20 protein-coding genes are annotated in these 25,493 nt (G+C 57.4%); 7 read left to right on the top strand and 13 right to left on the bottom strand.

Annotated features, from left to right (window positions below; genetic code table 11):
- Nucleotides 1-11 precede the first annotated feature (11 nt).
- From BXP70_RS20280 to BXP70_RS20245, 8 genes are all read right to left on the bottom strand, one after another.
- Nucleotides 12-875, bottom strand: a complete 864-nt coding sequence (locus BXP70_RS20280) for an AraC family transcriptional regulator (RefSeq protein ID WP_086595947.1) — start codon at nucleotides 873-875, stop codon at nucleotides 12-14.
- Nucleotides 876-887: 12 nt separating this feature from the next.
- Entirely contained in the window at nucleotides 888-1,370 is a 483-nt protein-coding gene (locus tag BXP70_RS20275) for a DinB family protein (protein ID WP_086595946.1), read from the bottom strand.
- Nucleotides 1,371-1,651: 281 nt separating this feature from the next.
- Entirely contained in the window at nucleotides 1,652-3,850 is a 2,199-nt protein-coding gene (locus BXP70_RS20270; protein WP_086595945.1) for a GH92 family glycosyl hydrolase, read from the bottom strand.
- Between the two features lie 97 nt (nucleotides 3,851-3,947).
- Nucleotides 3,948-5,132 (bottom strand): glycoside hydrolase family 76 protein, encoded by a 1,185-nt coding sequence (locus BXP70_RS20265; RefSeq protein WP_086595944.1) that lies wholly within the window; start codon nucleotides 5,130-5,132, stop codon nucleotides 3,948-3,950.
- Between the two features lie 6 nt (nucleotides 5,133-5,138).
- Complete coding sequence (locus tag BXP70_RS20260) at nucleotides 5,139-6,278, bottom strand: SusE domain-containing protein (RefSeq protein ID WP_086595943.1); 1,140 nt, start codon at nucleotides 6,276-6,278, stop codon at nucleotides 5,139-5,141.
- 44 nt (nucleotides 6,279-6,322) lie between these two features.
- Nucleotides 6,323-7,933, bottom strand: a complete 1,611-nt coding sequence (locus BXP70_RS20255; RefSeq protein WP_086595942.1) for a RagB/SusD family nutrient uptake outer membrane protein — start codon at nucleotides 7,931-7,933, stop codon at nucleotides 6,323-6,325.
- Between the two features lie 18 nt (nucleotides 7,934-7,951).
- Nucleotides 7,952-11,377 carry a SusC/RagA family TonB-linked outer membrane protein gene (locus BXP70_RS20250; protein WP_086595941.1) on the bottom strand — a complete coding sequence of 1,142 codons (3,426 nt, stop codon included), beginning with the start codon at nucleotides 11,375-11,377 and terminating at the stop codon, nucleotides 7,952-7,954.
- Nucleotides 11,374-12,411: a FecR family protein gene (locus BXP70_RS20245; RefSeq protein ID WP_086595940.1), complete on the bottom strand. Its 1,038-nt coding sequence runs from the start codon at nucleotides 12,409-12,411 to the stop codon at nucleotides 11,374-11,376. The genes BXP70_RS20250 and BXP70_RS20245 overlap by 4 nt, the downstream gene beginning before the upstream one ends.
- A 470-nt stretch (nucleotides 12,412-12,881) precedes the next feature.
- Between BXP70_RS20245 and BXP70_RS20240 the strand changes: the two genes are divergently transcribed.
- Nucleotides 12,882-13,466, top strand: coding sequence for an RNA polymerase sigma-70 factor (locus tag BXP70_RS20240; RefSeq protein ID WP_086595939.1), 585 nt, complete (start codon nucleotides 12,882-12,884; stop codon nucleotides 13,464-13,466).
- Between the two features lie 229 nt (nucleotides 13,467-13,695).
- On the opposite strand, the gene BXP70_RS20235 is transcribed toward BXP70_RS20240, so the two are convergent.
- Entirely contained in the window at nucleotides 13,696-14,247 is a 552-nt protein-coding gene (locus BXP70_RS20235; protein ID WP_218779831.1) for a hypothetical protein, read from the bottom strand.
- Between the two features lie 424 nt (nucleotides 14,248-14,671).
- Between BXP70_RS20235 and BXP70_RS20230 the strand changes: the two genes are divergently transcribed.
- Entirely contained in the window at nucleotides 14,672-15,553 is an 882-nt protein-coding gene (locus tag BXP70_RS20230) for an SDR family oxidoreductase (RefSeq protein ID WP_086595937.1), read from the top strand.
- A gap of 174 nt (nucleotides 15,554-15,727) precedes the next feature.
- Here the strand turns inward: BXP70_RS20230 and BXP70_RS20225 are convergent, their stop codons facing one another.
- Both BXP70_RS20225 and BXP70_RS20220 read right to left on the bottom strand, forming a co-directional pair.
- The gene (locus BXP70_RS20225; RefSeq protein WP_086595936.1) at nucleotides 15,728-16,453 is read right to left on the bottom strand and encodes a class I SAM-dependent methyltransferase; all 726 of its coding nucleotides are present in this window, start codon (nucleotides 16,451-16,453) and stop codon (nucleotides 15,728-15,730) included.
- Between the two features lie 157 nt (nucleotides 16,454-16,610).
- Nucleotides 16,611-17,558 (bottom strand): aldo/keto reductase, encoded by a 948-nt coding sequence (locus tag BXP70_RS20220; RefSeq protein WP_086595935.1) that lies wholly within the window; start codon nucleotides 17,556-17,558, stop codon nucleotides 16,611-16,613.
- Nucleotides 17,559-17,759: 201 nt separating this feature from the next.
- On the opposite strand from BXP70_RS20220, the gene BXP70_RS20215 reads away from it, so the two are divergent.
- Entirely contained in the window at nucleotides 17,760-19,772 is a 2,013-nt protein-coding gene (locus BXP70_RS20215) for a M1 family metallopeptidase (RefSeq protein ID WP_086595934.1), read from the top strand.
- A gap of 360 nt (nucleotides 19,773-20,132) precedes the next feature.
- Nucleotides 20,133-21,761, top strand: a complete 1,629-nt coding sequence (locus BXP70_RS20210) for a glycoside hydrolase family 43 protein (RefSeq protein WP_086595933.1) — start codon at nucleotides 20,133-20,135, stop codon at nucleotides 21,759-21,761.
- Nucleotides 21,762-21,783: 22 nt separating this feature from the next.
- On the opposite strand, the gene BXP70_RS20205 is transcribed toward BXP70_RS20210, so the two are convergent.
- Nucleotides 21,784-22,239 (bottom strand): hypothetical protein, encoded by a 456-nt coding sequence (locus BXP70_RS20205; protein ID WP_086595932.1) that lies wholly within the window; start codon nucleotides 22,237-22,239, stop codon nucleotides 21,784-21,786.
- Nucleotides 22,240-22,429: 190 nt separating this feature from the next.
- Here BXP70_RS20205 and BXP70_RS20200 point away from each other — a divergent pair, with 190 nt between their 5' ends.
- The 3 genes from BXP70_RS20200 (at nucleotide 22,430) to BXP70_RS20190 (ending at nucleotide 23,589) form a co-directional block, all read left to right on the top strand.
- The gene (locus tag BXP70_RS20200) at nucleotides 22,430-22,807 is read left to right on the top strand and encodes a hypothetical protein (RefSeq protein ID WP_086595931.1); all 378 of its coding nucleotides are present in this window, start codon (nucleotides 22,430-22,432) and stop codon (nucleotides 22,805-22,807) included.
- A 64-nt stretch (nucleotides 22,808-22,871) separates the two neighbouring features.
- Nucleotides 22,872-23,231: a hypothetical protein gene (locus tag BXP70_RS20195; RefSeq protein ID WP_143436593.1), complete on the top strand. Its 360-nt coding sequence runs from the start codon at nucleotides 22,872-22,874 to the stop codon at nucleotides 23,229-23,231.
- A 10-nt stretch (nucleotides 23,232-23,241) separates the two neighbouring features.
- Nucleotides 23,242-23,589: a hypothetical protein gene (locus BXP70_RS20190; protein WP_086595929.1), complete on the top strand. Its 348-nt coding sequence runs from the start codon at nucleotides 23,242-23,244 to the stop codon at nucleotides 23,587-23,589.
- A gap of 90 nt (nucleotides 23,590-23,679) precedes the next feature.
- Here BXP70_RS20190 and ggt read toward each other — a convergent pair whose 3' ends face one another.
- Nucleotides 23,680-25,449: a gamma-glutamyltransferase gene (gene ggt, locus BXP70_RS20185; RefSeq protein WP_086595979.1), complete on the bottom strand. Its 1,770-nt coding sequence runs from the start codon at nucleotides 25,447-25,449 to the stop codon at nucleotides 23,680-23,682.
- Nucleotides 25,450-25,493 lie beyond the last annotated feature (44 nt).

The raw sequence follows: 25,493 nt of genomic DNA, 5'->3' as shown, positions 1-25,493 counted from the left end.
TACAGGACAAATCAACGCTGGTGGCGGTAGGCCTCCGGCGTGAGGGCAGTGTACTTGCGAAAGTAGCGGCTGAAGTACGAGGCATCGTCGAAACCTAGGTCGTCGGCTATCTGCGCCACCGATTGGGCAGAGTGGGAAAGCAGGCGCTGAGCTTCCATAATTACCCGCTCGTGGATGAGTGTGCTGGCGGTTTTGTTGAGCACGCGGCGGCACACAGCGTTTAGGTGGTTGGCCGAGAGGTGCAACAGGTCCGCGTAAGCTCCCACCGTGCGCATGGTGCGAAAGTGCTGATTCAATAGTTGCCCAAACGCCCGAATCTGCTGCTGGCCGTACAGGGCTTCGTGGCGGGTGGTGTGCTGGTAGTGGCGGGCGGCTAGCTCTAGGCAGAGGTACAGGTACGACCGGAAAACGTCGGCCTGGTTCTCGTATGGGTTGGTGTTCTCGCTGAGCAGGCGCTCAAACAGCGCCACAAACTCGTTTTCTGGGCTAGGCATATACAGCACCGGCGGCTGGGTGGTGTCGAAGAACGGGTAATCGTAGAGGCGGCTGCCAGGGTAGCGAAACAGGTAAAAGCTAGGGTCGAAAAACACGATAATGCCCTGCGTATCGGCTTGCAGCTGAAGGCTGTGTACCTGGCCCGGCGTCATAAAAAACAAGCTGCCCGGTTGAAGCTCGTAAGTGATCAGGTCAATGGTGTGGGTGCCGTGGCCCTGGGTTACGTACAGCAGCAAGTAGAAGTCGTGGCTGTGCGGCAACCCGAGACCCGGAAACTTGGCCGCGTGCGCGGGTAACTGCTCCACGTAGTAGGGCTTGCGCTGCGCCGACTGCTGCGGAAAGGAAGTAATAGCCAGAACAGGTAGATCGGACGCCTTCATGCCGCAAGAAAATCACGGAAACCGAATGATGTCCGTATCGGCTGGCTGATACCCTAGCTGCCGACTCATGGATAGCACCTGCCCTTTGTGGTGAAACTCGTGGGTGATGACGTGCAGGAGTAGCTCCAGCGGCGTGGTGCTGACCAGGGTAACGCGGTTGGCTACCGGGCCAGTCACCGTATCGTCCCAGCGCCCGTGAAAGTGGCGCGTAAATTCTTCCACGAGCATGTTCACATCGTCGTACAGCTGGCGTACCTGGGCTAGGTCGTACGCGTGCTCTGCCGCAAACGCCGGCGGCTGATGACGCAGTGCAAAAGTGCCGAGCCAAAAGTGGTAAGTGCCAGCCACGTGCACGAGAAGCTGGCGAATACCGCTGCCGTCAAATTGGGCGAGCGGCTCCCCAAAGTGCGCGGGTGTTAGGGTAGCGCAGTACGCTAGCAACGCTCCGCGGGCACTTTTCACAAGCTCGTACTGCTGCGTGGGGAGTGATGTCATGCGTGAAAGAACGTTGGTCTCTGTGGGGGCACGCAGCAGCCACTTCTTCCGATGCGCGGGCTAGGTGCCCGGCTGCGGTAAGGATACAAGCTACTACATGCGCAAACGAAGGTAAGCCATTCGGCACCCGCGAGCAGGCTAGGTAGAAATAATAAAAAGCCCTGCGCGGCGCAAAGAATTGGAGCACCCAAGCAAGATGGCCGGACATACGTGGCCCCGGCCCAAGCTAGCTTGGGCCGGGGCCACGGTGCTACTGAATACTACTGCTTCCTAGGCTTGGTTTACTTGGTCGTTACCTCTAGCTCGCCACCCTCGCGGAAGAGGGCATGGTCGACGAAATAACCCTGATTTGTTTTACCGTTCACCTTGATAGGACCTAGGTTCCGGCTCGGTCCAGACTTCTTGATGGTCACCACTTTGCCGTTGTTCATCTTCCATCGGACCTCATCAAAGACCGGCACACTCACGATGTACTTGGCGTCGGCGGCGGAAAGGGGATACAGGCCCGTCGAACTGAATACGTACCACGCCGACATCTCGCCGGCGTCGTCCATGCCGGAGTAGCCGAGGCCATCTTTGCCCATGCCGTAGAACTTCTCCATAATCTCATCGAGCCGGCGCTGCGATTTTTCGGGCTTGCCCACAAAGTAGTAGGAGAAGGGCGTCTCGTGGTCGGGCTGGTTGCCGTGGCAGTACTGCCCGATAAAGCCCGAGACGTTGCGGGCAATGTGGTTCGGGTTCCAAGGCACCGTGAACAACGAATCGAGCTTGGCCTCGAAGGGCTGCGCGCCGCCATACAAGGCAACCAGGCCCGGCATGTCGTGGGGGGCGAAGAAGGATACCTGCCAGGCGTTGGCCTCCCGGTACATGTACTCGTAGTAAGGATACTTGGGGTCGAAGGGCTTCACCCAAGTGCCGTCGGAGCGCCGGCCGCGCATGAACTTCCGGTTGGGGTCGAACACATTTTTGTAGTTTTTCGAGCGCGCCATCATCACCCGGTAGTTGGTGGTGTCACCGAGGATTTTGGCGAGCTGGGCCACGGCGTAGTCGTCGAAGGCGTACTCCAGCGTTTTCGACACGCCCGCCTTGTCCTTGGTCTCCACTTCGGGGTTCGACACCTCGTTGGTGGAGATGTAGCCTTTCTGAATGTACTCGGTGATATGCGGGCGCGTGCCGCCTTCCACGTTTGCGTTGCGCAGCAGCAGCCGGTACACGTCTTTCAGGTCGAAGTCCGTAATGCCGCGTTGGTAAGAGCCAGCCACGAGGGCCGCGGCGTGGTCGCCGTGGAAGAAAGTCGGGATAAAGCCCGTTTTGTCCCCCACATCTTGCAACGACTTAATCACGTCCGTCGCTACTTGGGGCTGGAGCATACCCACAAGCAGGTCCTTGTTGCGGTAGGTGTCCCACAACGACGGCTCGGTGTAGTAGTTGAAGCTAGCTTTCACCACGTTGCCCCGCACGTCGCGGTATTCGCCGTTGGCGTCGCTGCGCAAAGCGGGCCACAAGAACGAGCGGTATAGGCAGCTGTAGAACATTTGCTTCTGCTTTGTCGTGCCGCCTTTCACTTCTACGCGCGACAGTAGTCCATCCCAGGTTTTGGCGGCTTCTTGGCGCACCTCGTCGAAGGAGCGGTTTCCTAGCTCTTTTTCTAGGTTCTGCTTGGCGTTTTGTACGCTCACAAAAGAGATTCCGACTTTCAACTCCACGGGCTTGCCGCCGTCGGCCAGGTGCAGCAGGGCTAGGCCTTCTTTCGTGCCTTTGCCTTGCACGTCGAGGTTCTGCATGTTCTCGCTAAGCTCCGCGTAGAAGTACACGGTCTGGCGGCCGGTTTCCTGAAAACCTTGCACGGCCGCGTCCCCGGCTTTCTCGATGCTCCAATTCGATACCCGCTCATTCGACTTGGCGAGCTTAAACACAATGCTGCGGTCTGTTTTCTGACTGTAGCGGTACTGGTGGTAGCCGCAGCGCAGGGTGGAGGTCAGGCGAACCTGCACGCCGTAGTCCTGCAACGTAACGCCGTAGAAACCGGGCGAAGCGCTTTCGGTCGATTTGGAAAAGCGGGAGGAGTAGTCGCCTTTGGCATTGGCTGCGCCCACCACGGGCAACACGGGCAAATGGCACAGGTTCCAGTGGCCTTTGTTGGTGTGGGTGAAGGCGTAAATAACGGAGTCCTCGTAGTCGTAGCCAGCGCCGGTATTGAACTCGGTAATGGGGCTCAGCTGCACCATGGCGTTCGGCACGGAGCTGCCCGGAAACACCAGTCCGGCCCACACGCCGCGCCAGTCTTTGGGCGGCGCGTAGCCAATGGTCTTGGGGTCATTGAACGGCGCCGTGCCCATAAACGGGTTAGCATATTGCAGGGGCCCGCTGGGCGCTTTGCCGTTGCTTACCTTGTCGCTGCCGTTCTGCGGAGTGGTTTTGGCGCAGGAGAAAGCGCTCAGGGCCGATAACAGAATCAAGTAGCTCTTCCGCTTTATCATGGAGTTAGGGTAAAATGGTAATGGGATAGGTACGCTGACGGCGTAGCAACACAAGAGCTGTGTCACTACGCCGCCAAGAAAACCTAGGTAGTAAGGCCTACAGCACCTTGCGCGCTTGCAAGTCAGCCATAACTTCCAGCATCATCACGCCGCTCATTTCAGTAGAGCCATCCACCGAACTACCGGGGAGGCTGGTCCAGTTGGTGTTGAAGATGAACTGCGGCTTGCGGGTGCCCCGCTTGTACAGGCTTTCGCCGTTGAACTTGAGAAAGGACACATAGCTAGCCTTGTTGGCTGCGCTAACCGCTGCCTCTGTTGACAGCAGATTTAGGTAACGTATCAGGATGCCCTTGAACAAGCCACCGTCGCCATTGCCTTCGTCCTTGAGAATGCCGCTGGGCGAGAGCTGGCTATCGTTGAGCACGTAGCTGGCTGTGCGCGTCGCGTCGTCGAGGTAGCTAGCTTGCTGGGTGGCGCGGTACAAGGCTAGCCCCGCCCCGATGAAGGTGCCTTGGTTATAAGTGAAGCGCCAGTCCTTGTCGATCTGGTTGTCGCCCTGCCGGTTGATGCCGTCCCACACGGCCCCCGAGGTAGGATCTACCAGCTTGGCTTTCTCCCAAGTATAGATTTTTTGGGCCCAAGCTAGGTCGTCGGGGTTGCGGTCGAGGCTATAGAGGCGGGCGGCCAAGATGGCGGCGGGCGCATTGGCGGGCGTGTTCTTGTAGCTGCGCTGCGACTTTTTCCAGGCAATGCCGCCGCCTTGCTGCTCGTTCCACCCTAGCTTGATGTCGGCCCAGAGCAGGTTAGCGGTGTTCTTGTAGTCAGGATCCTGGGTTAGCTCGAAGGCGCGCAGACAGGCCAGCGCCTGCCACTCCATGTCGTCGTAGAACTCGTTGAGGTACGTGTTGCCGTTCTTGGCTTTGGCCCCCTGTTGCAGCTGCCGCATACGAGTTAAGTAGTCGGCGCTCTTGGTGCGCTGATAGGCGTCACTGAGCACGTCGAGGCCGTGGGCCTGCCACCAGTAGTTGAAGGAGGCGTCGCCAGAATTATTTTTTAGATAATACTGGGCCGTAGGTGACCAAAAGCCCTGCTGTAGGGCCGCCTGCGCCGAGTCGGCGCGGGCGGCCCAGTTGGCCACCACCGCAGTGGGTGGGGGCGCGGGTGGCGTGACATCGTCATCCACAGGGTCTTTGCAGGCGGGCAGCAGGAGCAGGCTCAGCAGAGCGCAGCTACTAGCTCGCAGCAGGGTAAGGGGGCGCACAAAAAAGGTGGACTGACTCATACCTAGCTAGCGCACCACTATTTGGTGAGTGTAAGGGCCATCCGGCTGCATCTTTACTGTGATGTCGACACTCTTCTTATCGGCTTCCGTCTGGAACTTGAAGGAGTAATCGTACTGCACATCGGGGCCGGGCACTAAGTAGAAGTAGGCCGCTGGCGAGGAAGCCGTAGCGCGCTGGTTGTCGGAGTTGGTGCTGCCGAAGTACTGCTTGCTGCTAGTACCGGCTGCGTTCTTCTGGGTAAACAAGAACTTGTAACGCTCATCGCGGCCCCAGCTTTCCTGGTGGAACTCGATGGGCGTGTTCTCAATTTTCCAGAGGCCTTTGCCCACGTATGGTATCGTAACCAATACCTTGTTTTCGGGCGCGAACCACAAGCCAACCGACTGGATTTCGGTCATGGAGGCGGCGGCGTTGTTGAAGTCAACCTTGATGAGGTACACCTTGGGCGTCGTGGTGGGGCTGGTGCCTTGGTTGCCTTCCAGCAGCTTGGCGCCATCAATGTAATAGTACGTTGGGGTGCCGGTGGTCTGGTCGATCAGCTTCACGTCACCAGCGCTCAGGCGGGTATAAATTTCAAACACACCAGACGACGTGCTCTTGAAGGGCACAGCCTGGCTGATGTTAGCCCCGCCTTCGGTACCGGAACCCGTGATGTAGAGCTTGCCGGGAGCCGTGGCAAAACCAGCAGGGCGCTCCAACGTCATCACGCGCGATTCGGCTGCGGGCACCACGTTCAGGCCTTTTGAGGCGTTCACCGTCCACTTCAACTTGCCTTGCGCCGAGGACTTGATACCGGCTAGGTTAGCAATCTTGTTTAGGTCGCCGTGGGTAAGTACAAGCTTGGTTTCGAGGCCGTTGGTGCCCGAAGTGGTGCTGTACAGGGGCTTCGAAAAGTCGCCGTCTTCTTTATCAAACAGTACTTCATAAAGCACCAGTGTGCCATCGGCAGAGCGCGCTTGGCCCCACTCAAAAGTTACGGCCGCATTGGACGGCGGGTCGAGGCGCACGAAGGTATTGGCGGCGGGCGAAATCAGGTTGCTTACGGGCGTAATCGTCTCGTTCAGTTTGTCGTCATCTTTGTCGCAGCCCGAGAGCAGGCCCATAACGAACAGTAGTAGCACCAGAGGCCAAGAAAACTTTTTCATAAGTATTGGGAGTAGAAGCAAGGATGGGAGAAAAGGGGCTAGGCTTACCAGCCTGGGTTTTGCGTTAGGTTCGCGTTGATGTCACGCTCCCGCTGGGGCACGGGCCAGAGGTAATGCTTGGCCGGATCGAACGTGCGCTGATCCACGCGGATGTAGCCATTGTCCACGGCCGGGTCGCCCGTCTTGATGCCGTGCGCATAGCCGTTGAGTACCGTTTCGGCAGTGCGCCACCGGCGAATGTCGAAGATGCGTAAGCCTTCCATGGCTAGCTCGGTGCGGCGCTCCCGGCGTATCACGGTGCGCAAGCTAGCTTGGTCGCCGCTCGGGAAAGAGAGCGCAGCGGCATCGCTAAAGCCGGCCCGCCGCCGCAGGGCAGCAATGGTGGTGTTCCAATCGGCCGCACTGAGCTTGCCCTGCTCGTTCAAGGCTTCGGCGTGCATGAGCAGCACATCGGCGTAGCGGATCAGCATCAGGTTCAGGCCCGAGTTGAGGTTGGCGTCAGCGGTGGGGTCGAAGTACTTCGCGGAATAGTAGCCGGTGGGGCTAGCATCGGCGCGGTCCACGGAGTTGTCGCCGGTGCCGGGGAAAGTGCGAATCGTGATGTTGGAGCCGTCGGGACGCTTCCACACGTAGCCGTCGTACACGATCGTGGCTCCAAAGCGTGGGTCGCGGCCTGTGTACGGCGTGGCTTCGTTGTAGCCCGAGCCTGCCTCATTGATGGCCTTACCATTGGCCATCACATAGTTGTTTACTAGCTCCTGCGTTGGGGCAATGGAACAAACCAGCTTGCCCTCAGTACGCGGAATAAATTGGCGCTGCACCGAATACGTCCGCAAGGGGAAGGCATACTGCATATCAAGGATGTCCTCGCTGCTATTCTCGTTGGTCGGAGAAAACACGCCCGCGTAGTTTGGGAACAAGCTGTAGGCACCTGCCTGACCACCGATCAACTGTGTCGTGATGGCCGACACATCAGCCCACCGTCCTTCGTAGAGCAGCGCGCGGGCTTTCAGCGCCAGGGCAGCGCCTTTGGTAAAGCGGCCTTTATCCTCGGCGCCGTAGGCCGTGTTCACGGGCAATACGGCGGCGGCGGCATCTAGCTCGCTCAGCACAAAGGTTAGCACGTCGGCACGAGAGGCGCGGGGCAAGGCATTGGCCTCAGTCACACTTATTTCCGTGGTGATGAGGGGCACATCGCCGTACCACGTCATCAACTGAAAATAATGGAAAGCCCGGATGGCCTGTGCCTCAGCAATGTAGCGAGCTTTCAGACCAGCATCTAGGCTCGTAATCTTGTTGATGTTATTCAACAGCCGATTGCAGGCGCGGATACCGCCGTAGTGGAAACCCCATTCGTTGGTGATACGCGACTGGTTGGTGCCGTAAGCGCCCTCGGCAATGTTGCGGGCGTTGGAGCCGTCCACATCGCTCTTGTTGAAGGCGTTGTCGGAAAGCGTTTCGTTGAAGAAGAAGTACTCGCTGGAGTAAAGGCCCGCGTAGCAGGAGTTCAGCACGTTCGACGCGTCGGCGGCCTGGGTCCAGAAGGTGGCGTCGGTGGGGCGGTCGGAGGGCGTTAGGTCAAGATCTTGGCAGCTGGAAAGGCCCATGCCAAGTCCTAGCCCCAGGAGCAACGTATAGCGGAGGTGACGATTCATAGAATTGCAGATAGGGAGTTAGAAAGAAACATTAAGACCTAGGGTCACCAGGCGCACGCTCGGGTACACACGGCCACTGCTGCCGGTGCCGCCACCTAGGCCCACACTCTCACTGAACTCCGAGATTTCAGGGTCAAACCCAATTTTGCGCAAGTGGCTAATAGTCAGTAGGTCTTGGCCCGATACAAAAACGCGCAGCTGCTCAATGCCCGCTTTGCTGGTGAACGTGGCTGGCAGCGTATAGCCAAGCTGCACGTTCTTGAGGCGAGCATAGGCTCCGTTGCGCAGCCAGTAGTCCGAGCCTTGGTTGTTGTTGGTCGAAGCCGTGCCGATGGTCAGGCGGGGATACGAGGCGTCCGTATTGGTCGGCGTCCAGCGGTCGAGGTGCTGGGCGTACACGTTTTCCCAGTTATTGTGGAAGGCTTCCACGCCCTCACCCCGGATGTACAGGTTGCGCTTGCCCACACCTTGCACAAACACGACTAGGTCGAAGCCTTTGTAATCGGCCGTATAGGTAGCGCCGAAGGTGTAGCGCGGGAAGGGATTACCGAGCACATAACGGTCGTCCTGGTTGATCACGCCGTCGCCGTTGCGGTCCACGTAGCGAATGTCACCGGGGCGTAGCGCGCCGGGCGCCACAAAGGAAGGCTTAGGACCGGCATTGGCTTCTTCCAGCGTCTGGTAAATGCCGTTGGTGCGGTAGCCGTAGTACGAGTTGATGGGGAAACCCTCGCGGATGATGTTCGTGGCATCACCGCCCCGGATGGTTTCTACGCCCTTGGTATCGGTCACTAGGTTGCGAGTGTCGGCGGCGTTTAAGGTCAGGCTCTGGTTGAAGCCACGCTCGGTGCGCAGACGGTAGGTAGCCGAAACTTCCCAGCCTTGGTTGCGGACGCTCGCTGCATTCTGAGTTGGAGCGCCTGCTCCGAAAGCGCCAGCTACTGGCAGGTCAATCAGGATGTCGCTGGTGCGCTTGTCGAAGTAATCGAAGCTAACTGATAGAGCATTCTTAAAGAAGGCGGCATCCACCCCGATGTTGCCCATCGTCGCCGTTTCCCACGTGATGTCGCGGTTGGCGGTGCTGAAGTTGGCGCCTGGTACGGGTTGCTCACCAAATATATAGGCACCTGGCGAGGTGCTAATGGTGCTCAGGTAACGGTACAGGCCGATGTTCTGGTTACCGAGCTGCCCAATAGAGCCACGTATTTTTAGGTCGCTGAAGGTCGGTTGAAGGAAAGCCATAAAGTTTTCCTCCAAAGGCCGCCAACCCGCTGATACTGATGGGAAGAAGCCCCAACGCTTGTTGCTAGCAAACCGTGACGAGCCATCATAGCGGAAGCTACCTTCGATGAGATACTTGCCGGCAAAGGCGTAGTTCAGGCGGCCAAACACCGAGTTCAGCGCCCACTGCACGTTGTTGCCGTAAGTGCCATTGGCGTGGCTCACGTTGTCAGGGTCATTGATGGAGGCGTACGTGGTGCCGTTGCTGATTACCCCAAAGTTGTTGCCTGGCACATTGATGACGTGGATACCAGCGCGGTCGTCGTTGAAGTGCTCACTTGAATACCCCGCCAGCGCTTTCACCTCGTGCTTCTGGCTAAAGGTGTGCTCGTAGTTGATGGTAGCTTGGTAGTTGGTAAGCAGCGTACGCTGGGTGCGGTCGGTCACGGAGTTGTTGCCGTCGCCACCGGAGGTGGGCGAGCCGTCGAGCGTCACGTACTGGAGGCTGCGCGTAAACTCGTTCATGCGGTAGTTCCACAGGTCGCCACCCACGAGGCCGCGCAGCTTCAAGCCCTTAATGACTTCGTACTCGGCATTGAGGTTAGCGTAGCCATTGTCGTTGGAATTGGTGCGCAGGCCGCCATTACGCAAGCGATTCACCGGGTTGTCGCTCGAGGTGGCCGGCGTCACGTAGTTACCTAGGGAGTCCTGAATGGGGTAAATAACTGGAATGCGCACCGCGTCGCTGATAATCCAGTCCGTGATGAAGGCGTGCTCACGGGTGCTCACGCGGGCGTAGGAAAGAATAGCGCCCACCGAAAGCTTCTCGGTGACTTGCGTATTGAGGTTTAGGCGGGCATTGAGGCGCTTAAAGCCGTACTTATCGCCCACAAACAAGCTATTCTGATCCACGTAGCCCAGCGACATCAGATAGCGCGTGTTGCCCGAGCCGCCGCTGAGGCTAAGGTTGTGGTTTTGCTGTAAAGCCTGCTTTTTCAGCACCGCGTCGAGGTACCATTGGTAGTCGCCGTGGGCCGCGAAGTCGCGCATCTGCTGGGGCGAGAATTGTGGACTCTGCCCCGAGTTGACCAGTGCCTCGTTTTTGAGCTGCATGAACTCTAGGCCCGTCACGGGTCGGCGCAGGAAGTTAGGTGACTGCCAGCCAACCAGCGTGTTGTAGGTCAACACTGGCTTCTGATTGAGCGAGCCTTTCTTCGTGGTCACGAGCAGTACCCCGTTTGCCCCACGCGAACCATAAATAGCCGCCGAAGCAGCATCTTTCAGTACCGTGATGCTTTCAATATCGTTAGGGTTGAGTGAGTTAAGTGAGCCCGCAATGCCGTCTACTATCACCAGCGGCGAAGCATTGCCTAGGGTACCCACGCCCCGAATGTTGATGTTGAGACCAGCGCCCGGTTCCGCGCTGCTCTGCTGAATGGTGAGGTTGGGAGCGGTGCCTTGTAGGGCTTGTGCTAGGTTGGTTACGGGCCGGTTTTCGAGCGCCGGCGCCGCTACTGTATTGAGGGCGCCCGTTACCTCGGCTTTCTGCTGGGTGCCGTAGCCTACCACCACGACTTCGCTCAGCGCCTTGGCATCTTCGGCTAAGGTCACCGTCAGGCTGCTGGTGGCGCCTTGTACGGCTACTTCTTGGCGAGCAAAGCCCACGAAGCTGAATACCAGCGTGCTATTCTCGGGCGCTTGCAGGCTGAAGCTGCCATCGGGGCCGGTGCCGGTACCTAGGGTAGTACCTTTTACTACCACCGTCACGCCGGGCAGCCCCGCGCCCTTGCTATCGAATACGCGGCCAGCTACCGTGACATCTTGCGTTGCGGAAACGTTTGCAGAGGCGGTGACGCGTCTGATTTCGACAGGGGTGATAACGTAATCGTTTGCATGTAGCTTTCTGAAGCTCAGTCCTACTTGGGGGAGTACACTCGCAAGCTGGGCATCTAGGGTGGCTACCTCGCTCGGGGGAATTACGCGCTTATCGTTAACGAGCTCTGTGTCGTAGGCGATAATGCTCTTGTACTGTTTCTCCCATTGCTTTAATAAGTGCTTGAGGGGCACTGCCTCAACCGCAGTTTGCCGTGTGTGCATGCGCTGCGTGGAAGCCAGCAACTGCGCAGATGCCACCGAGCTAAATGCATTTAGCAACAGCGCACTCGCCGTGCAGAGCAGCAGGCGAGAACTGGGTCTGTCAGGTAGGGTAGGAGGTAAGTTCATGGAGTATGGTGGGAAGAAGGGTAATTAGATAAAATAAGCCGATTCTGCCGGTGCACAATCTGCAGGTGAAAGGTGGCCGCTAAGTTTTCGCAGAGGAGGTCTAGGTTATCCACGGGGAAGGTGCCGGTGAACTTGCGCTGCTTTAGGTCGGGGCTAGCTACTTCTACCTCAACCCCGTAGGTGTCCTGCAAGCGGGTGACGACATCCGCAATAGACGTGGCGTCAAAAACCATTTTGTCGTCTGTCCAGGCGGCATACGTGGCTGCCTGAACCGCTTGGTGCACCACCTTCTTCGGCTCTTTGTCGGAGGTTTGCAGGAGCTCACCTGGCTTCAGAATTACCTTGCGCCGGGTGGAGTCGTCAAACGCCACTTGCACCTTGCCCGAGAGCAGCACGACCCTAGCTTCTTCGTGCCGCCGATACACCGTGAACTTGGTGCCAAGGACTTCCACCTCGAAACCCGCGGTGGTGTGCACCACAAAAGGTTTGTGGTCGGGTAAGTGCTTCACGGAGAAGTACGCTTCCCCATCTAGCCACACCTCTCGTGGCCGCTCAGAATCGGTTGTAGCGGCGTAGCGAATCGTGGAGTGCGCGTTTAAGGTCACCTCCGACCCATCGGGCAGGCGCACAATCCGCGTCTGGCCGTAGGGTGTGGTATAGCTGGCGGTGGTGGGCACGGCCACCTGGGTACGCTCGTGCAAGAGCCACCCGGTGCTCGCTACGGCACCTACCACGGCGGCCGCAGCCGCCCAGCGCCGCCACGACGAGCCGGAGCGCGTAGGGCTAGCTACCGGCACTGCTTCGGGCTGCATACGGGCGTAGATGTTCTCTCGCATGCTAGCGTAGTCGTAGGGGTCGTTGCCGTCGGCTTTGCGCACGGGTTCGGGCTCCAGGGCGTGCTGGCTCATCCAATAGTGGGCAAGTAGCTCGTTGGCCGGGTCCGCGAGCCAAGCGCGCACTGCCCTAGCTTCCTCCAATGAGGATTCGCCCCGGGCATAGCGCAAGCAGGCTTCGTAGTCAATTTCTCTAGGCATAGGCAGGTTTGCAACGTCTCTCCAAGTAGTAAAAGCCACAAAGTGCCCATACCCCCAACGCCCCTGAAAAATTTTTTACGCCGCCTGCTTCGGAGCGCAAGAACCTAGCTTTCCTATAGCGTGGGAGCTGTTTACAACAACTCAGGTGCGCTTAAAGAAGAGGTGAAGACGCCATAATTGGAGGTTGCTCGTTGAAAAATGTCGTCTGGCACCACCTACCGCAAACAACGTTCGCAACAGTAGCTCCTTTATCTCGTTCCGGCAGCTGAAAAGCTGGCGCGACTAGCTACTAACAAGCCTCCCTAGGTGCTACTACTAATTGTGAATAGACAGAGAAGTAGTAAATTTCCTGCTCTGCCTTGTTTAGAAGCACCGAATAAGTTTTTTATTCTTGCAGTGACTTGCTCAAGGTTATTTATCTTTAAGGTACTTAGGTACATGCGCAAGCTTTTACTACTGCCTACTTTCCCTTGAAAGTCGTAAAAGAGTTCTCCGACCAACATTGCTTAGAACGCCTCCAGCAAAACGACACGGCGGCCTTCGACCTGCTGTTTGACCAGCATGCTCCTGCCTTGTGCCGGTTTGTGCACGGCTACTTGAAGAGTCATGCTGATGCGGAAGAAGTGGTGCAGGACTGTTTTTTGAAGCTGTGGGAGCGGCGGCATGCGTTCGACCAAGACATCGTTTTCAAAACCTACCTCTACACTTCCGCCTACCGAGCTATTCTGAAGCAACTGCGGCGTCAGCGGTACTGGGTGTTCGAAGACTGTGACGGAGAAGTGCTCATCGAAGAAGGTAGTCCTGGCAACCTAGTAGAGTACCAAGAGCTGGAGGAACTCTACCAATCAGCGGTGGCTCAACTACCTTCCCGGCGCCGACAGATATTCGCACTAAGCCGGCAACAAGGCTTGTCGCACGCCATGATTGCCAAGGAACTGAACATCTCGGTGAAGTGCGTGGAAAATCAGATGACCCATGCCCTGAAGTTCTTGAAGCTATACTTTCGAGCGCATGGCATGTCACTGACAATCGCCTTGTTGTTGCTGTCCTTATAGCGTATTCTGTGAGCGCATTGAGTAAGGCCGAGCTTGTAATAGTTTAGGCGCTGGCCAACAGGTAATAAGTAAAAAGAGCGTCCACCGGAGCTAGTCGAACCATCTTTACGCTAGTGGTAAGTGACTATCACTAACGTAAAGATGGTTTGACTAGCTCCGGTAGACGCCTTGGAAAGCGATAACAGGTTTACCTAGGTAGCCTAGGTACGCGCAACTGCTGCGCGACATGCTAGCGCTGAGCGGTGTCGATAGTGCTTGCGCGCCGAAACAGCAATGCTGCTCCCACCCACAGCCCAACGAAGAGTGTGGTCAGGCCCACCGATTCCAGGAGACCTAGGGCCGTAACTTGGGGTTTCCAGACCATGAGCGAAACGACGGGGACCAACACTTGGGTGAGGGCCATGGCAAATAATACGTTGGTCATGCCGCGTGCCTGGAAGCGCACAGCGAGTGCCCCCATAAGCCCGACGGCGAGCACGGCACCGTACAGCAGGTTGGCCGGATTATTCTCGCTCCCAATGAGTCCTACGGCCAAATTGGTCCAGACTAAGAAGAGCGCGGCTGCCAGCGCTAGGCCAATGGCCAAGCGATACACGCGGCTGCTGGCCTGCCGCGCAATCAACTCGTAAGTGAGTCCCGTACCGAACAGCAGGGTGCCGGCCAAAGCAAAATCGAAGAGAGACCAGGTCATTTCGTGGGTGAACTGCATGGCTACGAGGGGTATCAGCAGCAGGAACGCGGTTGCCAACGCAAGACGAAGAATGCTTTTGTTTAACGTCATGATCATGAGGCTTTTTTGTTCACGTATGGAGAAGTACTCTTGAAACCAGATAGATAAGCGCAGACGGCACGGGTTCCGCTGAGTACTAGCCGAGGCGAACTAGCAGTGACAGGGACGTCACAAAAGAAATGAAAGAACTTTGTATTTCAAAGTAAGTGTTGGTTTACTTACCGCTTTTCTTTGGGTTCTGGCGAAGCACCTAGCTGCACAGGTAGTCGGATTCTCGTTACCCTACCTACTACGAGTTGTCGAGAAGGGACCATGCTACTTGCCTAGCCGTTTCGGCAAGCCGCCTTGGGTCAGCTTCGGGAAAAAGCGGAATGTGTGAATTGTACAGTAGATCGTTTGCCTCGCGTAGTACGGGCGGTGGTTCAGTACCAGACCTTTGTGCAGAAGTTATTCACTCTTTCAAACAACGCATTGTATGAAAATTTTTGTAACGGGTGCCTCCGGCTTCATCGGTTCTGCAGTGGTGCAAGAGCTACAGCAGAATGGTCATGAGGTGCTTGGCTTGGCTCGCACCGAGCAATCGGCGCAAGCGCTGACGGCGGCTGGGGCCGAGGTGATGAAGGGCGACCTCAACGACCTCGACAGTCTGAAACGCGGCGCCGAACAAGCGGATGGTGTTATTCATCTGGCATTTAATCACGACTTCTCGCAGTACCAAGCCGCCGCCGCTACCGACAGCCACGCCATCGAGGCGATGGGAAGCGTGCTGGCGGGGTCCAACCGACCTTTGGTCATTACTTCGGGCCTGGCTGGTTTTGCACTGGACCACATTGCCACCGAGCAAGACTCGCCCGGGGTTGGGGCTCGCACTTCCGAGCAAACAGCGCTGGCCCTGGTGCCACAGGGTGTACGGGCCTTGGTTGTACGACTGGCGGCATCAGTACACGACAAAGGCGACTACGGCTTTGTGCCTTACCTCATTCAGGTGGCCCGGCAAAAAGGCGAATCGGCCTACATCGGCCATGGCCTGAACCGCTGGCCGGCCGTGCATCGGCTCGATGCGGCCCACTTATTCCGGCTGGTAGTGGAGCAGGGCGCGGCGGGGACATGCTACCACGGTGTGGCCGACGAGGGAATCGCCCTTCGCGACCTAGCCACTATTGTCGGGCAGCACCTGAACGTGCCGGTAGTGTCGAAGTCAGTAGAGGAAGCCGCCGCGCACTTCGGCTGGATGGCGCGTTTTGCCAGCCTCAACCTAGCCGCGTCTAGTACGCTTACGCAACAGTGGCTGAACTGGCGCCCAACCCACCCTGGGCTGCTGGCCGATCTGGAGCAAGGGCATTATTTCGCAGGCTAGGATGCTGCCTGTGGTTCAAAACTGCTTCCAAGCCTTTGTTGAACCCCGAACAGCAATCCAACTAGTGCTCCTTGCCAGGTAGAAGTGGTAAAGTAATAGCCGCGATAAGAAACGGTGAGGTAAGGAAAAGCCAAGCTCTACGGCCTCTTGCAAGTGGTTTTGTTTACGGCCGATTTAGCCAGGCTTCTGCGCAATAACGAGCACCGATTTGCCGAAGCGGTGCTGGACAATCTTGTCCGTCACCTTGGAGACAGGAACCAGCATGCTGTCCCAGAATTTAATTTGCTTTGGAGTAGGGTTACTTTGCTTAAGAAGCACCTTGTTGGCGCTCGAAGCTAGCAAGCCAAAACTATCTAAGTACCAAGCATGTAGAATTTTGCTTTGCGGTGGCATCGCCTTCAGGAGCATTGAGCGGGTGTAACGCCGGTAATGACCAATGGCTTTGTCGAATGGGCTATATAGCCACTGGTACGCAGGTACCAGCACAATCAAAACTCCCTTAGGGGCTAGGTGCTCATACGCCAAGGCTAGCTCGCTGCGGTCATCCTCGATGTGCTCCACTACATCAATGTACATGATGGTGTCGAATGGTGCTTGTGGCGGCAAATCTGCCAGTGTACCAACGTGCAGATGGCAGCAATCAGGCAGCTTCTTTGTCTCTAGAAGTTTGGATATATCACTAGCTAGAGAGGCATCGGGCTCCACACACAGCCATTCTTTCTGCGAACCATCGCAAAGAGAGAGCGTTGTGCCACCAATACCAGCACCCACTTCCAGCACCCGATTCTTGAGGTAAGGCTTCAACTTAGAGCCGTAGTATACTTTCCAGTTGACCGCTTTTTCGAAAAGCGAAAGCTCATTGCCAATATAATGTTCGGTGCTGAGAGGCAGAGAATCCATAAGAAGAGACAGGTAACAAAAACAAGAAAAGTATTATTGATAAGCGGGAACGTACCAGAATAAGGTTTCAAAGTAGAAAAAAAGCCCCGGCTAGCAAAAGTAGCCGGGGCAATTACGACAATACAAGCGGATTAACTGGCCAAAGACGAGCTAGTGTTTAGGCACTGGCCTGGGTTAGCTGATCAATGGCGGCTTGGTCAAGCTTCAGTTCAGCCGCCTTGGCTAGGTCTTGAAGCTGCTCGAGCTTGGTGGCGCTGGCAATCGGTGCCGTGATGCTAGGCCGGGCAATGAGCCACGCCAGTGATACTTCGGCGGGTGTCGCGTTGTAGCGCTCGGCTACTTCATCCAAGGCTTTCAGAATGCGGAAGCCTCGGTCGTTCAGATACTTTTTCATACCGCCGCCGCGCTGGCTTTTCTTGAAGTCGTCTTCTGAACGGTACTTGCCGGTGAGAAAGCCGCTGGCCAGGGCAAAGTAGTTGATAACCCCTAGGTTGTGCTCCAGGCACAGGGGCTCTAGTTCCCGCTCGAAGTCGGCGCGGTCGTAGAGGTTGTAGTCGGGTTGCAGGGTTTCGTAGCGCGGCAAGCCTTGCTGCTGGCTAATTTCGAGGGCCGAGCGCAGACGGTCCGCGGTGAAGTTGGAGGCGCCAATTGCCCGAACTTTTCCTTCTTTAATCAGCTCGGCGTAGGCGTGCAGAGTTTCTTCCTGCGGCGTATCGGGGTCGTCGCGATGCGACTGGTAGAGGTCGATGTAGTCGGTGCTGAGGCGGCGCAGGCTGTCCTCTACGGCCTGGCGGATGTATTTGGGCGATAAGCCTTTCTTATCCGGGCCCATTTCGCTGCCTACTTTGGTGGCAATGATGAGCTGTTCGCGGTTGCCGCGCTGCTTAAGCCAGTTGCCAATGATGGTTTCGGACTCGCCGCCCTGGTTGCCGGGCACCCAAGCCGAATACACGTCGGCAGTATCGATGAAGTTGAAGCCGGCGTCCACGAAGGCGTCCAGCAACTGGAAAGAAGTAGGCTCATCAATCGTCCAGCCAAAGACGTTGCCACCAAACGCCCAAGGGGCTACTTGTAATCCTGATTTTCCTAATTCACGCTTTTCCATGAGGGGTGTTGTAGTAGTTCAAACGGAATTAAAAAGCCCGTACGGACTCATAATGTTTGTACCGAGGAGCTGCAACACCTCAGGTAGAGGCACGGGTAGGGGGCACTACCGCCCACAGGCAGCCGGTGAAAAATAGAGAGATGAGCAGCTTTTAACAGGATTTCGTGTTCTTGACTGCACCTGTTCTCTCAACCCCTCACTATGAAGAAGCATCTATTACCGGGCCTGCTATTGGGCGCCGGGACGCTCCTGTCTACGCTAGCAGCAGCGCAACAAACGGCGCCGCCGGTTGCTGGGCCCCGCTACGACGCGCGCGCGCTGTTTTCGCCCACGTTTCTGGCTGAACGTGGCCCAGCTACGCGCACCGCGGGTGGCCAGCCTTCCGCTACGTACTGGCAGAACGCGGCCGACTATAAAATTGCGGCTTCGCTGGATGAAAAGCAGGCTAGGTTGAGCGCCACGGCGGATATTACTTACACCAACAACAGCCCCGATCCGCTGCCTTTCGTGTGGGTACAGCTTGATCAAAACCTATTTGCACCAAAGTCGCGCGGAGCGGCTACTACGCCGATTTCAGGGGCCCGCAACGGCAACTCGGCCCCAAACTTCCAGGGCGGCGATACGCTGCAAACCGTCAACATCGAGTTTCACGGTAAGAAAACCAAGGCTCAATACCACGTGTACGACACGCGGATGCAGATCATCTTACCTGAAGCCATGAAGCCACACGGCGACAAGCTCAAGATTAGCATCGCGTACGCCTTCAACATTCCCCAGTACGGCTCCGACCGCCTAGGTCGCCTCCAAACCAAGAACGGCGAGATCTTCGAGCTGGCGCAATGGTACCCGCGTATGGCCGTGTACGACGACATTGAAGGCTGGAATACGCTGCCGTATCTGTCGGCGGAATTTTACCTGGAGTACGGCAACTTCGACTATACTATCAACGTGCCGGCCAACTTCATTGTGGGCGGTTCGGGCGAGTTGGTGAACAAGGCGGAGGTGCTCACCGCTGCCCAGCAGCGTCGCCTAGAGCAAGCCGCTGGTTCCGACAAAACCGTTATCGTGCGCGGTGCCGATGAGGTGACGCAACCTAGCTCGCGCCCAACAGGGAAGAATGGCCGCCTGACCTGGCACTTCCGCTGCCAGCAGGCGCGCGATGTGGCCTGGGCTGCATCGTCGGCTTTCGTGTGGGATGCGGCCAAGATGAACCTGCCCAGCGGCCGGAAGTCGCTAGCAATGTCGCTCTACCCAGCCGAGGTGGCGCAGGATACGGCTTGGAACCGCAGCACCGAGTACGTGAAGAAAAGCATCGAGTACAACTCGAAGCAGTGGTTTGAATATACCTATCCGGCCGCTACCAACGTGGCTGGGATTGTGGGCGGTATGGAGTATCCGGGCATTGTATTTTGCAGCGCCCGCTCTACCAAAGGTCGTCTGTGGGGCGTAACGGACCACGAGTTCGGGCACAACTGGTTTCCGATGATTGTAGGCTCGAACGAACGCAAGTATCCGTGGATGGATGAAGGCTTCAACACCTTTATCAACATCTTATCCACCAAAGCCTTTAACAATGGCGAGTACAAGGCTTCAGCCGACGTAGAAGGTCGCACGGCGCCCGGTATCATACGCGCCATGCAAGATCCTAATGCTGATGTGCCCTACACGGTGCCCGATGTGACGCAGGCCCGCAACCTAGGTTTTGCCGCTTATAGCAAAACGGGCTACGGCTTGTATCTGCTGCGCGAAGTAGTCTTAGGTCCTGAGCGCTTCGACTACACCTTCCGTAGCTACATCAAGCGCTGGGCCTTCAAGCACCCCCAGCCCCGTGATTTCTTCCGCACCATGAACGAGGTAGCCGGCGAAGACCTGACGTGGTTTTGGCATGAGTGGTTCTTCGAAAACTGGCTGCTCGACCAAGCCGTGACCGGCGTAGCCTACGTGAGCCAAGATCCGGCGAAAGGCGCACTTATTACCCTCGAAAACCGTGGCCAAGCAGCGATGCCCGTCATTGCCGAAGTGAAAGAAGGGAATGGTAAAACCACCACCGTACGCCTGCCCGTCGAGATCTGGCAGCGTGGCGGCACTTGGACCTTCCGCCATAATTCGACTTCCCCAATAACGTCGGTGGTGCTGAACCCTACCAAGCTCCTGCCCGACATCAACGCCGCCAACAACACGTGGAAACCCGTGGAGTTTTCGGATGCTAAGTAAGCGCTAGGTAACAGTTTTGGTCCGACGAGGCTAGCATCTGGCCAGTGTCGCTGAACGAGCGTCAGCTTCGCGCTGACGTACAAACCCTGGCAGGGCACCGAGCCGCTGTCAGGGTTTTTTGTTGAAATATTTTTCAAGTGGGCTAGGACCGTAGTCGCGCGGTTATGTCAGAGCGGAGTAGGAGCCACCGTATTCCGCAGCCCATTTGCCGTTTTGTGCGGCAGTCTGTGCCGCGCTGGTTATTATTGCTGCGCATTGCAAACGCTCTATCTACTTCTCGTGCTACTACACACTCCAGAATCTCAGCCGCATACTACGAAAGATAAAACGCTGCTTAGGCGCCCGAGACTCTTACGAGCTGTGAAGCAAACGCTTGCTGTGCTAGGTATCGCGCTGGCTGTTCCGCTGCACGCCCAAACCCCAACGCCTATTTCTAAGGTATGGGTGCCCGACCTCGGCAATGGCACCTACAAGAACCCGGTGCTCTACGCCGACTACTCCGACCCCGATGCCATCCGGGTAGGCGACGATTTTTACCTGACATCCTCTAGCTTTAATGCCGTACCAGGCCTGCAGATTCTGCATTCAAAAGACCTGGTAAACTGGAGCGTTATCGGGGCCGTGTTCAAACAGCAACCTCCGCTGGCGCGCTACCGGGAGCCGCAACATGGCAACGGCGTATGGGCGCCTTCTATCCGGTACCACAACAAAAAATTCTACATCTTTTACCCCGACCCCGACCTAGGCATCTTCGTGACTACTGCCACCAACCCGGCGGGGCCGTGGTCGGCGCCCGTGTGCCTGAAAGAAGCCAAGGGCTGGATCGACCCGTGCCCACTCTGGGACGAAGATGGTAAGGCCTACTTGGTACACGGCTTTGCCGGGTCGCGCGCCGGCATCAAAACCATTCTGGCCGTGAGTCCCATGTCGCCGGACGGCCTGCAACTGCTCGGCGACGATGCGCTGGTGTTCGATGGGCATCTAGCTCACCCCACGCTCGAAGGCCCCAAGTTTTATAAGCGCAACGGCTATTACTACATTTTTGCTCCGGCGGGCGGTGTGCCTACGGGCTGGCAGCTGGTGTTGCGGTCCAAAAACGTGTACGGCCCCTACGAGGAGCGCATTGTGATGGACCAGGGCAAAACCCCAACCAACGGGCCGCACCAGGGTGCCTGGGTAGATACCAATGCCGGGGAAGACTGGTTTTTGCACTTCCAAGACCAAGGACCCTATGGGCGTGTAGTGCACTTGCAGCCCATGGTATGGAAAAACGACTGGCCCATCATTGGGGAAGACCCCGACGGTGACGGCAAAGGCCAACCCGTGCTGACGTATCGCAAACCCAAGATCAAGGGCAAAGCCCAGCCGCTCGCTACCCCGCCCACCTCCGATGAATTCAGCAGCAACACCCTAGGATTGCAGTGGCAGTGGCACGCCAATCCGCAGGATTATTGGGCCTATCTGAACGGACCACAAGGCTATTTGCGCCTGTACTCCGTGTTATTGCCCGAGAATTACAAGAACCTCTGGCAGGTGCCCAATTTGCTGATGCAAAAGCTGCCCGCGGAGGTATTCACCACTACTGCCAAACTCACTTTTACCCCGCGCGTGGAAGGGGAAAAGCTAGGGTTGCTGATCATGGGCCTCGATTACGCCTACCTCAGCCTGACCAGCCAAGGTGGCAAGCTCTACGTCAACCAAGCCGTGTGTCAGAACGCCGACAAGCTGACGGCCGAAACCGTTTCGGCCCCGCTTGAGCTACCTGCCACTGCGCTTAACCAACCCCTTTACTTGCGCGTGGCGGTGCAAGCCGGAGCCAAGTGCCAGTTCAGTTACAGCCTCGATGGGCAGCAGTTTCAGCCGGTGGGAGGCGTGTTTCAGGCTCGGGAAGGCAAGTGGATTGGAGCGAAAGTAGGGCTGTTCTGTACCCGCACCGCCAAGTTTAACGACGCTGGCAACGCCGACATCGATTGGTTTCGCGTGGAGTAACGACTAACCCACACAGAGGTGCTCAGTTGAAATCGCGCAGGCGTTTCTTGCTCAGCTCATAGCTGATGATGGCCGGAATGTAGAAGGTAACGTCGGCAGCTAGCTTGGCCGCCAGGATGCCGCCCGACAAACTGCCCAACCACAGCGGCAGGTAGTACATCAGCAAGGGGCGAATGATGAAGCTGTCGAGCACCTCGGCCGCGCCGAACTCAACCACTAGCGCCCGCAGGTTTTTGCCGAGCGTGCGGGCAGTGTAGCGCTTGCCCGCGGCGCGGCGGCTGCGGCGCGTGGCCCGAACATCTTGCAGGAGAATACAGCCAAAGTACGCCACGTTGCCGGCCCACGTAGCGGCCAGCGCCGTGGCCGTGCGGTCGTGCGCGAGGGCGAAAGTAGCGCCGCCCGCCGCCAGCGTCGCGGCGAGCGACAACACCTCGGCGGGCAGGTAGCGTTTGACCCATTCGGCTAGCTTTTTCCTCATACCAGTATAAAGACGCAAAACTGGGTAGCCTGTTGTCGCTGAAGCGCGAAAAGCTAGGGCTAGGCGGCTTGGTGGTCCTGGGTTGCTAGGTGCACTCGAAAGTGTAAGATGCTGGGTCTTTACAACGAGGCTGCGCTGGAAGGCGTAAAGAGCAAATCAGTACGCTCCCTCACCTAAACTTTCTACGTTCATGGCCCTCAACACAGATAACCTCAACGACCATCTGTACGCAACCAATCTGGCGATTTCCGACACCATCAATAATTCGCGCAACCCGCAGGTGGCGTTCGATTATTTTGATACTTGGATTCCGTTTCTGCAAAACTCCAACGTCGCGGCCCTGACCGCTATGGGTTCCGACCTACAGCGGCTGCGCGACTACGTGCGTAGCGGCGACCAGGCTAACACCCATGAGCTGCTACAGCGCCTTGGCGAGCAAACGTCGCGGGCCGCGAGCAACATCCACACCTGGGCCGGCGACCACCTGCACAACGGCATCGGCGACCAGCTGCGCCACTTAGGCCAGCTGCTCGTAATAGCCGCCGGCAACACGAAGGCTTCGTTGTAATCATCTGATTGTTCACTGAGAGCTAAGTCGAACTTAGGCTTTGCTCTACCAAAACACCCGCTTCATGCCTACTAACCCATCCGATCCGTCGGCTAATTTGCGCTCTACCAACGACATTTTGAGCGGCAATTTGTACGCCGCTGCCCTGGAGGCTCCCATCGTTATCGACAGCTGGATTGATGCCCTACGCACCTTTGGCGTAACCGGCGGCAACGATATGGTTGAGGAGTTGCAAAACCTCAAAAACTACCTCAACGATAAGGATACTGACCGCATCAGCGCCTCCCTGCAGCGCCTCGGCGAAAGCACCACCAAGGCAGCTGACCAAGCTGGCGAAGAATACCAAGAACAATTGCAACGGCTCGGCCAAGTGCTATTGCGTGCCGCCGACGAGGTAAAAGTGCCCTTAAACTCACCCGAATAACTTCATCGCTATGTCTATTGCACATTCAACTAGCGCCAAACAGTTTGAAACCACGTTAGCGGCGCTCGGTACGGAAGACCTAGGCCAACTCGCCGCTGCTGCTCCCGAAAAAATCGATGGCTGGATTGAGCTGCTGCGCGGTGGCAGTGGCACTAGCTACGATACGCTCATCGGCGACCTGGTTGCTCTAAAAGGCTACCTAGCCGGCGGCGACGCTGCCCAGATTTCGGCTTCCCTGCAAACTTTGGCAGAGAACATCAACGCATTGGCCGATGGCGCCAACCCTATTTTCCTGGATAGTTTGTACAAGCTAGGTCAGAAACTCAGCGACATAGCCCGCGAGTTAAAGCAGCTGTAATAAGCGGTTTGAAAAAGAGCGTCCTGCCGAGCTAGACTACCTAGCTCAGCAGGACGCTCTTTTTATTCTTTTTCCGGCCGGATTAACGTGCTAATACCCTACTGCCGTATCATCACCCCGCGGGTCGGCGCCACCCTGCAAACGGCCATCGGGCAAAACCCAGATGATTTCCATGCGGCCCCAATGCCCGCCAGTTTTGATGGGGTAGCCGCGGCGCTGAAGGGTGTCTTGGGCGGCAGGGAGCAGGGCATTTTCCTCAGCGTCAATGCGGTCGGGGAGCCACTGGTGGTGTAAGCGAGGGGCTGCCACGGCCTGCTGAGCGTTCTGCTGATAGTCGATAATATTCAGGATGCCTTGCATCACGCTGGTAATGATGGTGCTGCCGCCGGGCGTACCCACCACCATCGCTAGCTTCCCTTTCTTGGTGAGAATAGTGGGAGTCATGGAGGAGAGCATGCGTTTGCCGGGCGCTATGGCATTGGCTGTGCCGCCTACCAAGCCGTACATATTCGCTACGCCCACTTTGGAGGAGAAGTCATCCATCTCGTTGTTAAGCAAAAAGCCCGCACCGGCCACTACCACTTTGCTGCCGTAGGAGCCGTTGAGCGTAGTCGTGCACGACACGGCGTTGCCTTGGGCATCTACAATGTTGTAGTGCGTAGTCTGGTCGCTTTCGTAGCCGGGCAAGCCAGCGCCGGCGGTCACCTCGCTGCTCGGCGTGGCCCGGCCGTCGCGGCGGATGGTGGCCATGCGGTCCTTGTTGTACTTCTTATCCAAGAGCTGCGACACTGGCACCCGCCCGAAATCAGGGTCGCCGAGGTACTTGGCGCGGTCGGCATACACGCGGCGCTCGGCTTCCGTAATAATATGAACGCCCTGCGGCGAATGCCAGCCCAAGGCACCTAGGTTATACGGTTCCAGCATTTGGAGCATTTGCAGCAAGGCTACTCCGCCGCTGCTCGGCGGCGGAAAAGCTAGCACATCGTAGCCGCGGTATTGACCGTGCAAGGGCGTGCGCCACTTAGCCTGGTAGTTTTGTAAGTCTTGCTTGGTAATCAGGCCACCACCGCGCTGCATTTCGGCCACAATGAGGTCGGCCGTTTCGCCCTGGTAAAAACCGTCGCGGCCTTTGTCGCGGATGCGCTCCAGCGTATGCGCTAGGTCGGGGTATTGAATAAGGTCGTCCTGTTGCCAGGGGCGCGTTGCGCCGTCGGGGCGTACGTAAGCAGGGGGCGTTTGAACGTTATACTTCAGGAAGTTTTCACGGTTGCTGTTTAGGCCAGCGGCTTCTTTTGCCGTAAGCTTCAGCCCCTTGGCGGCTAGGTCGACGGCAGGCTGCACGAGGTCGGCCCAGGGCAGCTTACCTAGCTTTTTGTGCAACGCCTCCATGCCCGCCACCGAGCCTGGCACTCCCGAAGCCAAGTGCCCCGCCGTGCTGCGTCCTGGTACCACGTTGCCTTGCGCATCAAGGTACATGTCGCGGGTAGCGGCGGCTGGCGCCATCTCGCGAAAGTCGAGGGCTCCTTCCTGGCCATCGGCGCCATGGTAGAGCACAAAGCCGCCCCCACCGATATTACCAGCCGTGGGTAGCGCTACCGCCAGCGCAAATTGCACGGCTACGGCCGCATCGTACGCATTGCCGCCCTTTTGTAAAATAGCCAGCCCAATGCGCGAAGCCTCCGGGTGTGCCGAAATAACCATTGCTTTGCTTGCCGTAGCGGCCGCCGTAACGGCGGGTGGTGTAGCAGCTAGCGTATTTGCCGTCGGCACCGTCGGCACGGTCGACGCGGAGGGGCGCGTAGCGGTGCTAGTGCAGGAAAGCAGGGCGGCGAGAGCAAGCGGGTAAAGGTGCAGTTTCATGCAGGTTAGGATAAGGGCTGCTACCTTGCGCGGCAACAGAACTT

The sequence above is a fragment of the Hymenobacter crusticola genome, from assembly GCF_002154225.1.
Taxonomy (GTDB): domain Bacteria; phylum Bacteroidota; class Bacteroidia; order Cytophagales; family Hymenobacteraceae; genus Hymenobacter; species Hymenobacter crusticola.
Note: the sequence above shows the minus strand (reverse complement) of the source record. Positions and strands in the feature narration are given on the sequence as shown.

Bases quoted from the DNA above. Each gene is read 5' to 3' on its own strand.
- BXP70_RS20280 (WP_086595947.1), bottom strand. From the start codon at position 875: ATGAAGGCGTCCGATCTACCTGTTCTGGCTATTACTTCCTTTCCGCAG.
- BXP70_RS20275 (WP_086595946.1), bottom strand. From the start codon at position 1,370: ATGACATCACTCCCCACGCAGCAGTACGAGCTTGTGAAAAGTGCCCGC.
- BXP70_RS20270 (WP_086595945.1), bottom strand. From the start codon at position 3,850: ATGATAAAGCGGAAGAGCTACTTGATTCTGTTATCGGCCCTGAGCGCT.
- BXP70_RS20265 (WP_086595944.1), bottom strand. From the start codon at position 5,132: ATGAGTCAGTCCACCTTTTTTGTGCGCCCCCTTACCCTGCTGCGAGCT.
- BXP70_RS20260 (WP_086595943.1), bottom strand. From the start codon at position 6,278: ATGAAAAAGTTTTCTTGGCCTCTGGTGCTACTACTGTTCGTTATGGGC.
- BXP70_RS20255 (WP_086595942.1), bottom strand. From the start codon at position 7,933: ATGAATCGTCACCTCCGCTATACGTTGCTCCTGGGGCTAGGACTTGGC.
- BXP70_RS20250 (WP_086595941.1), bottom strand. From the start codon at position 11,377: ATGAACTTACCTCCTACCCTACCTGACAGACCCAGTTCTCGCCTGCTG.
- BXP70_RS20245 (WP_086595940.1), bottom strand. From the start codon at position 12,411: ATGCCTAGAGAAATTGACTACGAAGCCTGCTTGCGCTATGCCCGGGGC.
- BXP70_RS20235 (WP_218779831.1), bottom strand. From the start codon at position 14,247: ATGACGTTAAACAAAAGCATTCTTCGTCTTGCGTTGGCAACCGCGTTC.
- BXP70_RS20230 (WP_086595937.1), top strand. From the start codon at position 14,672: ATGAAAATTTTTGTAACGGGTGCCTCCGGCTTCATCGGTTCTGCAGTG.
- BXP70_RS20225 (WP_086595936.1), bottom strand. From the start codon at position 16,453: ATGGATTCTCTGCCTCTCAGCACCGAACATTATATTGGCAATGAGCTT.
- BXP70_RS20220 (WP_086595935.1), bottom strand. From the start codon at position 17,558: ATGGAAAAGCGTGAATTAGGAAAATCAGGATTACAAGTAGCCCCTTGG.
- BXP70_RS20215 (WP_086595934.1), top strand. From the start codon at position 17,760: ATGAAGAAGCATCTATTACCGGGCCTGCTATTGGGCGCCGGGACGCTC.
- BXP70_RS20205 (WP_086595932.1), bottom strand. From the start codon at position 22,239: ATGAGGAAAAAGCTAGCCGAATGGGTCAAACGCTACCTGCCCGCCGAG.
- BXP70_RS20200 (WP_086595931.1), top strand. From the start codon at position 22,430: ATGGCCCTCAACACAGATAACCTCAACGACCATCTGTACGCAACCAAT.
- BXP70_RS20195 (WP_143436593.1), top strand. From the start codon at position 22,872: ATGCCTACTAACCCATCCGATCCGTCGGCTAATTTGCGCTCTACCAAC.
- BXP70_RS20190 (WP_086595929.1), top strand. From the start codon at position 23,242: ATGTCTATTGCACATTCAACTAGCGCCAAACAGTTTGAAACCACGTTA.
- ggt (WP_086595979.1), bottom strand. From the start codon at position 25,449: ATGAAACTGCACCTTTACCCGCTTGCTCTCGCCGCCCTGCTTTCCTGC.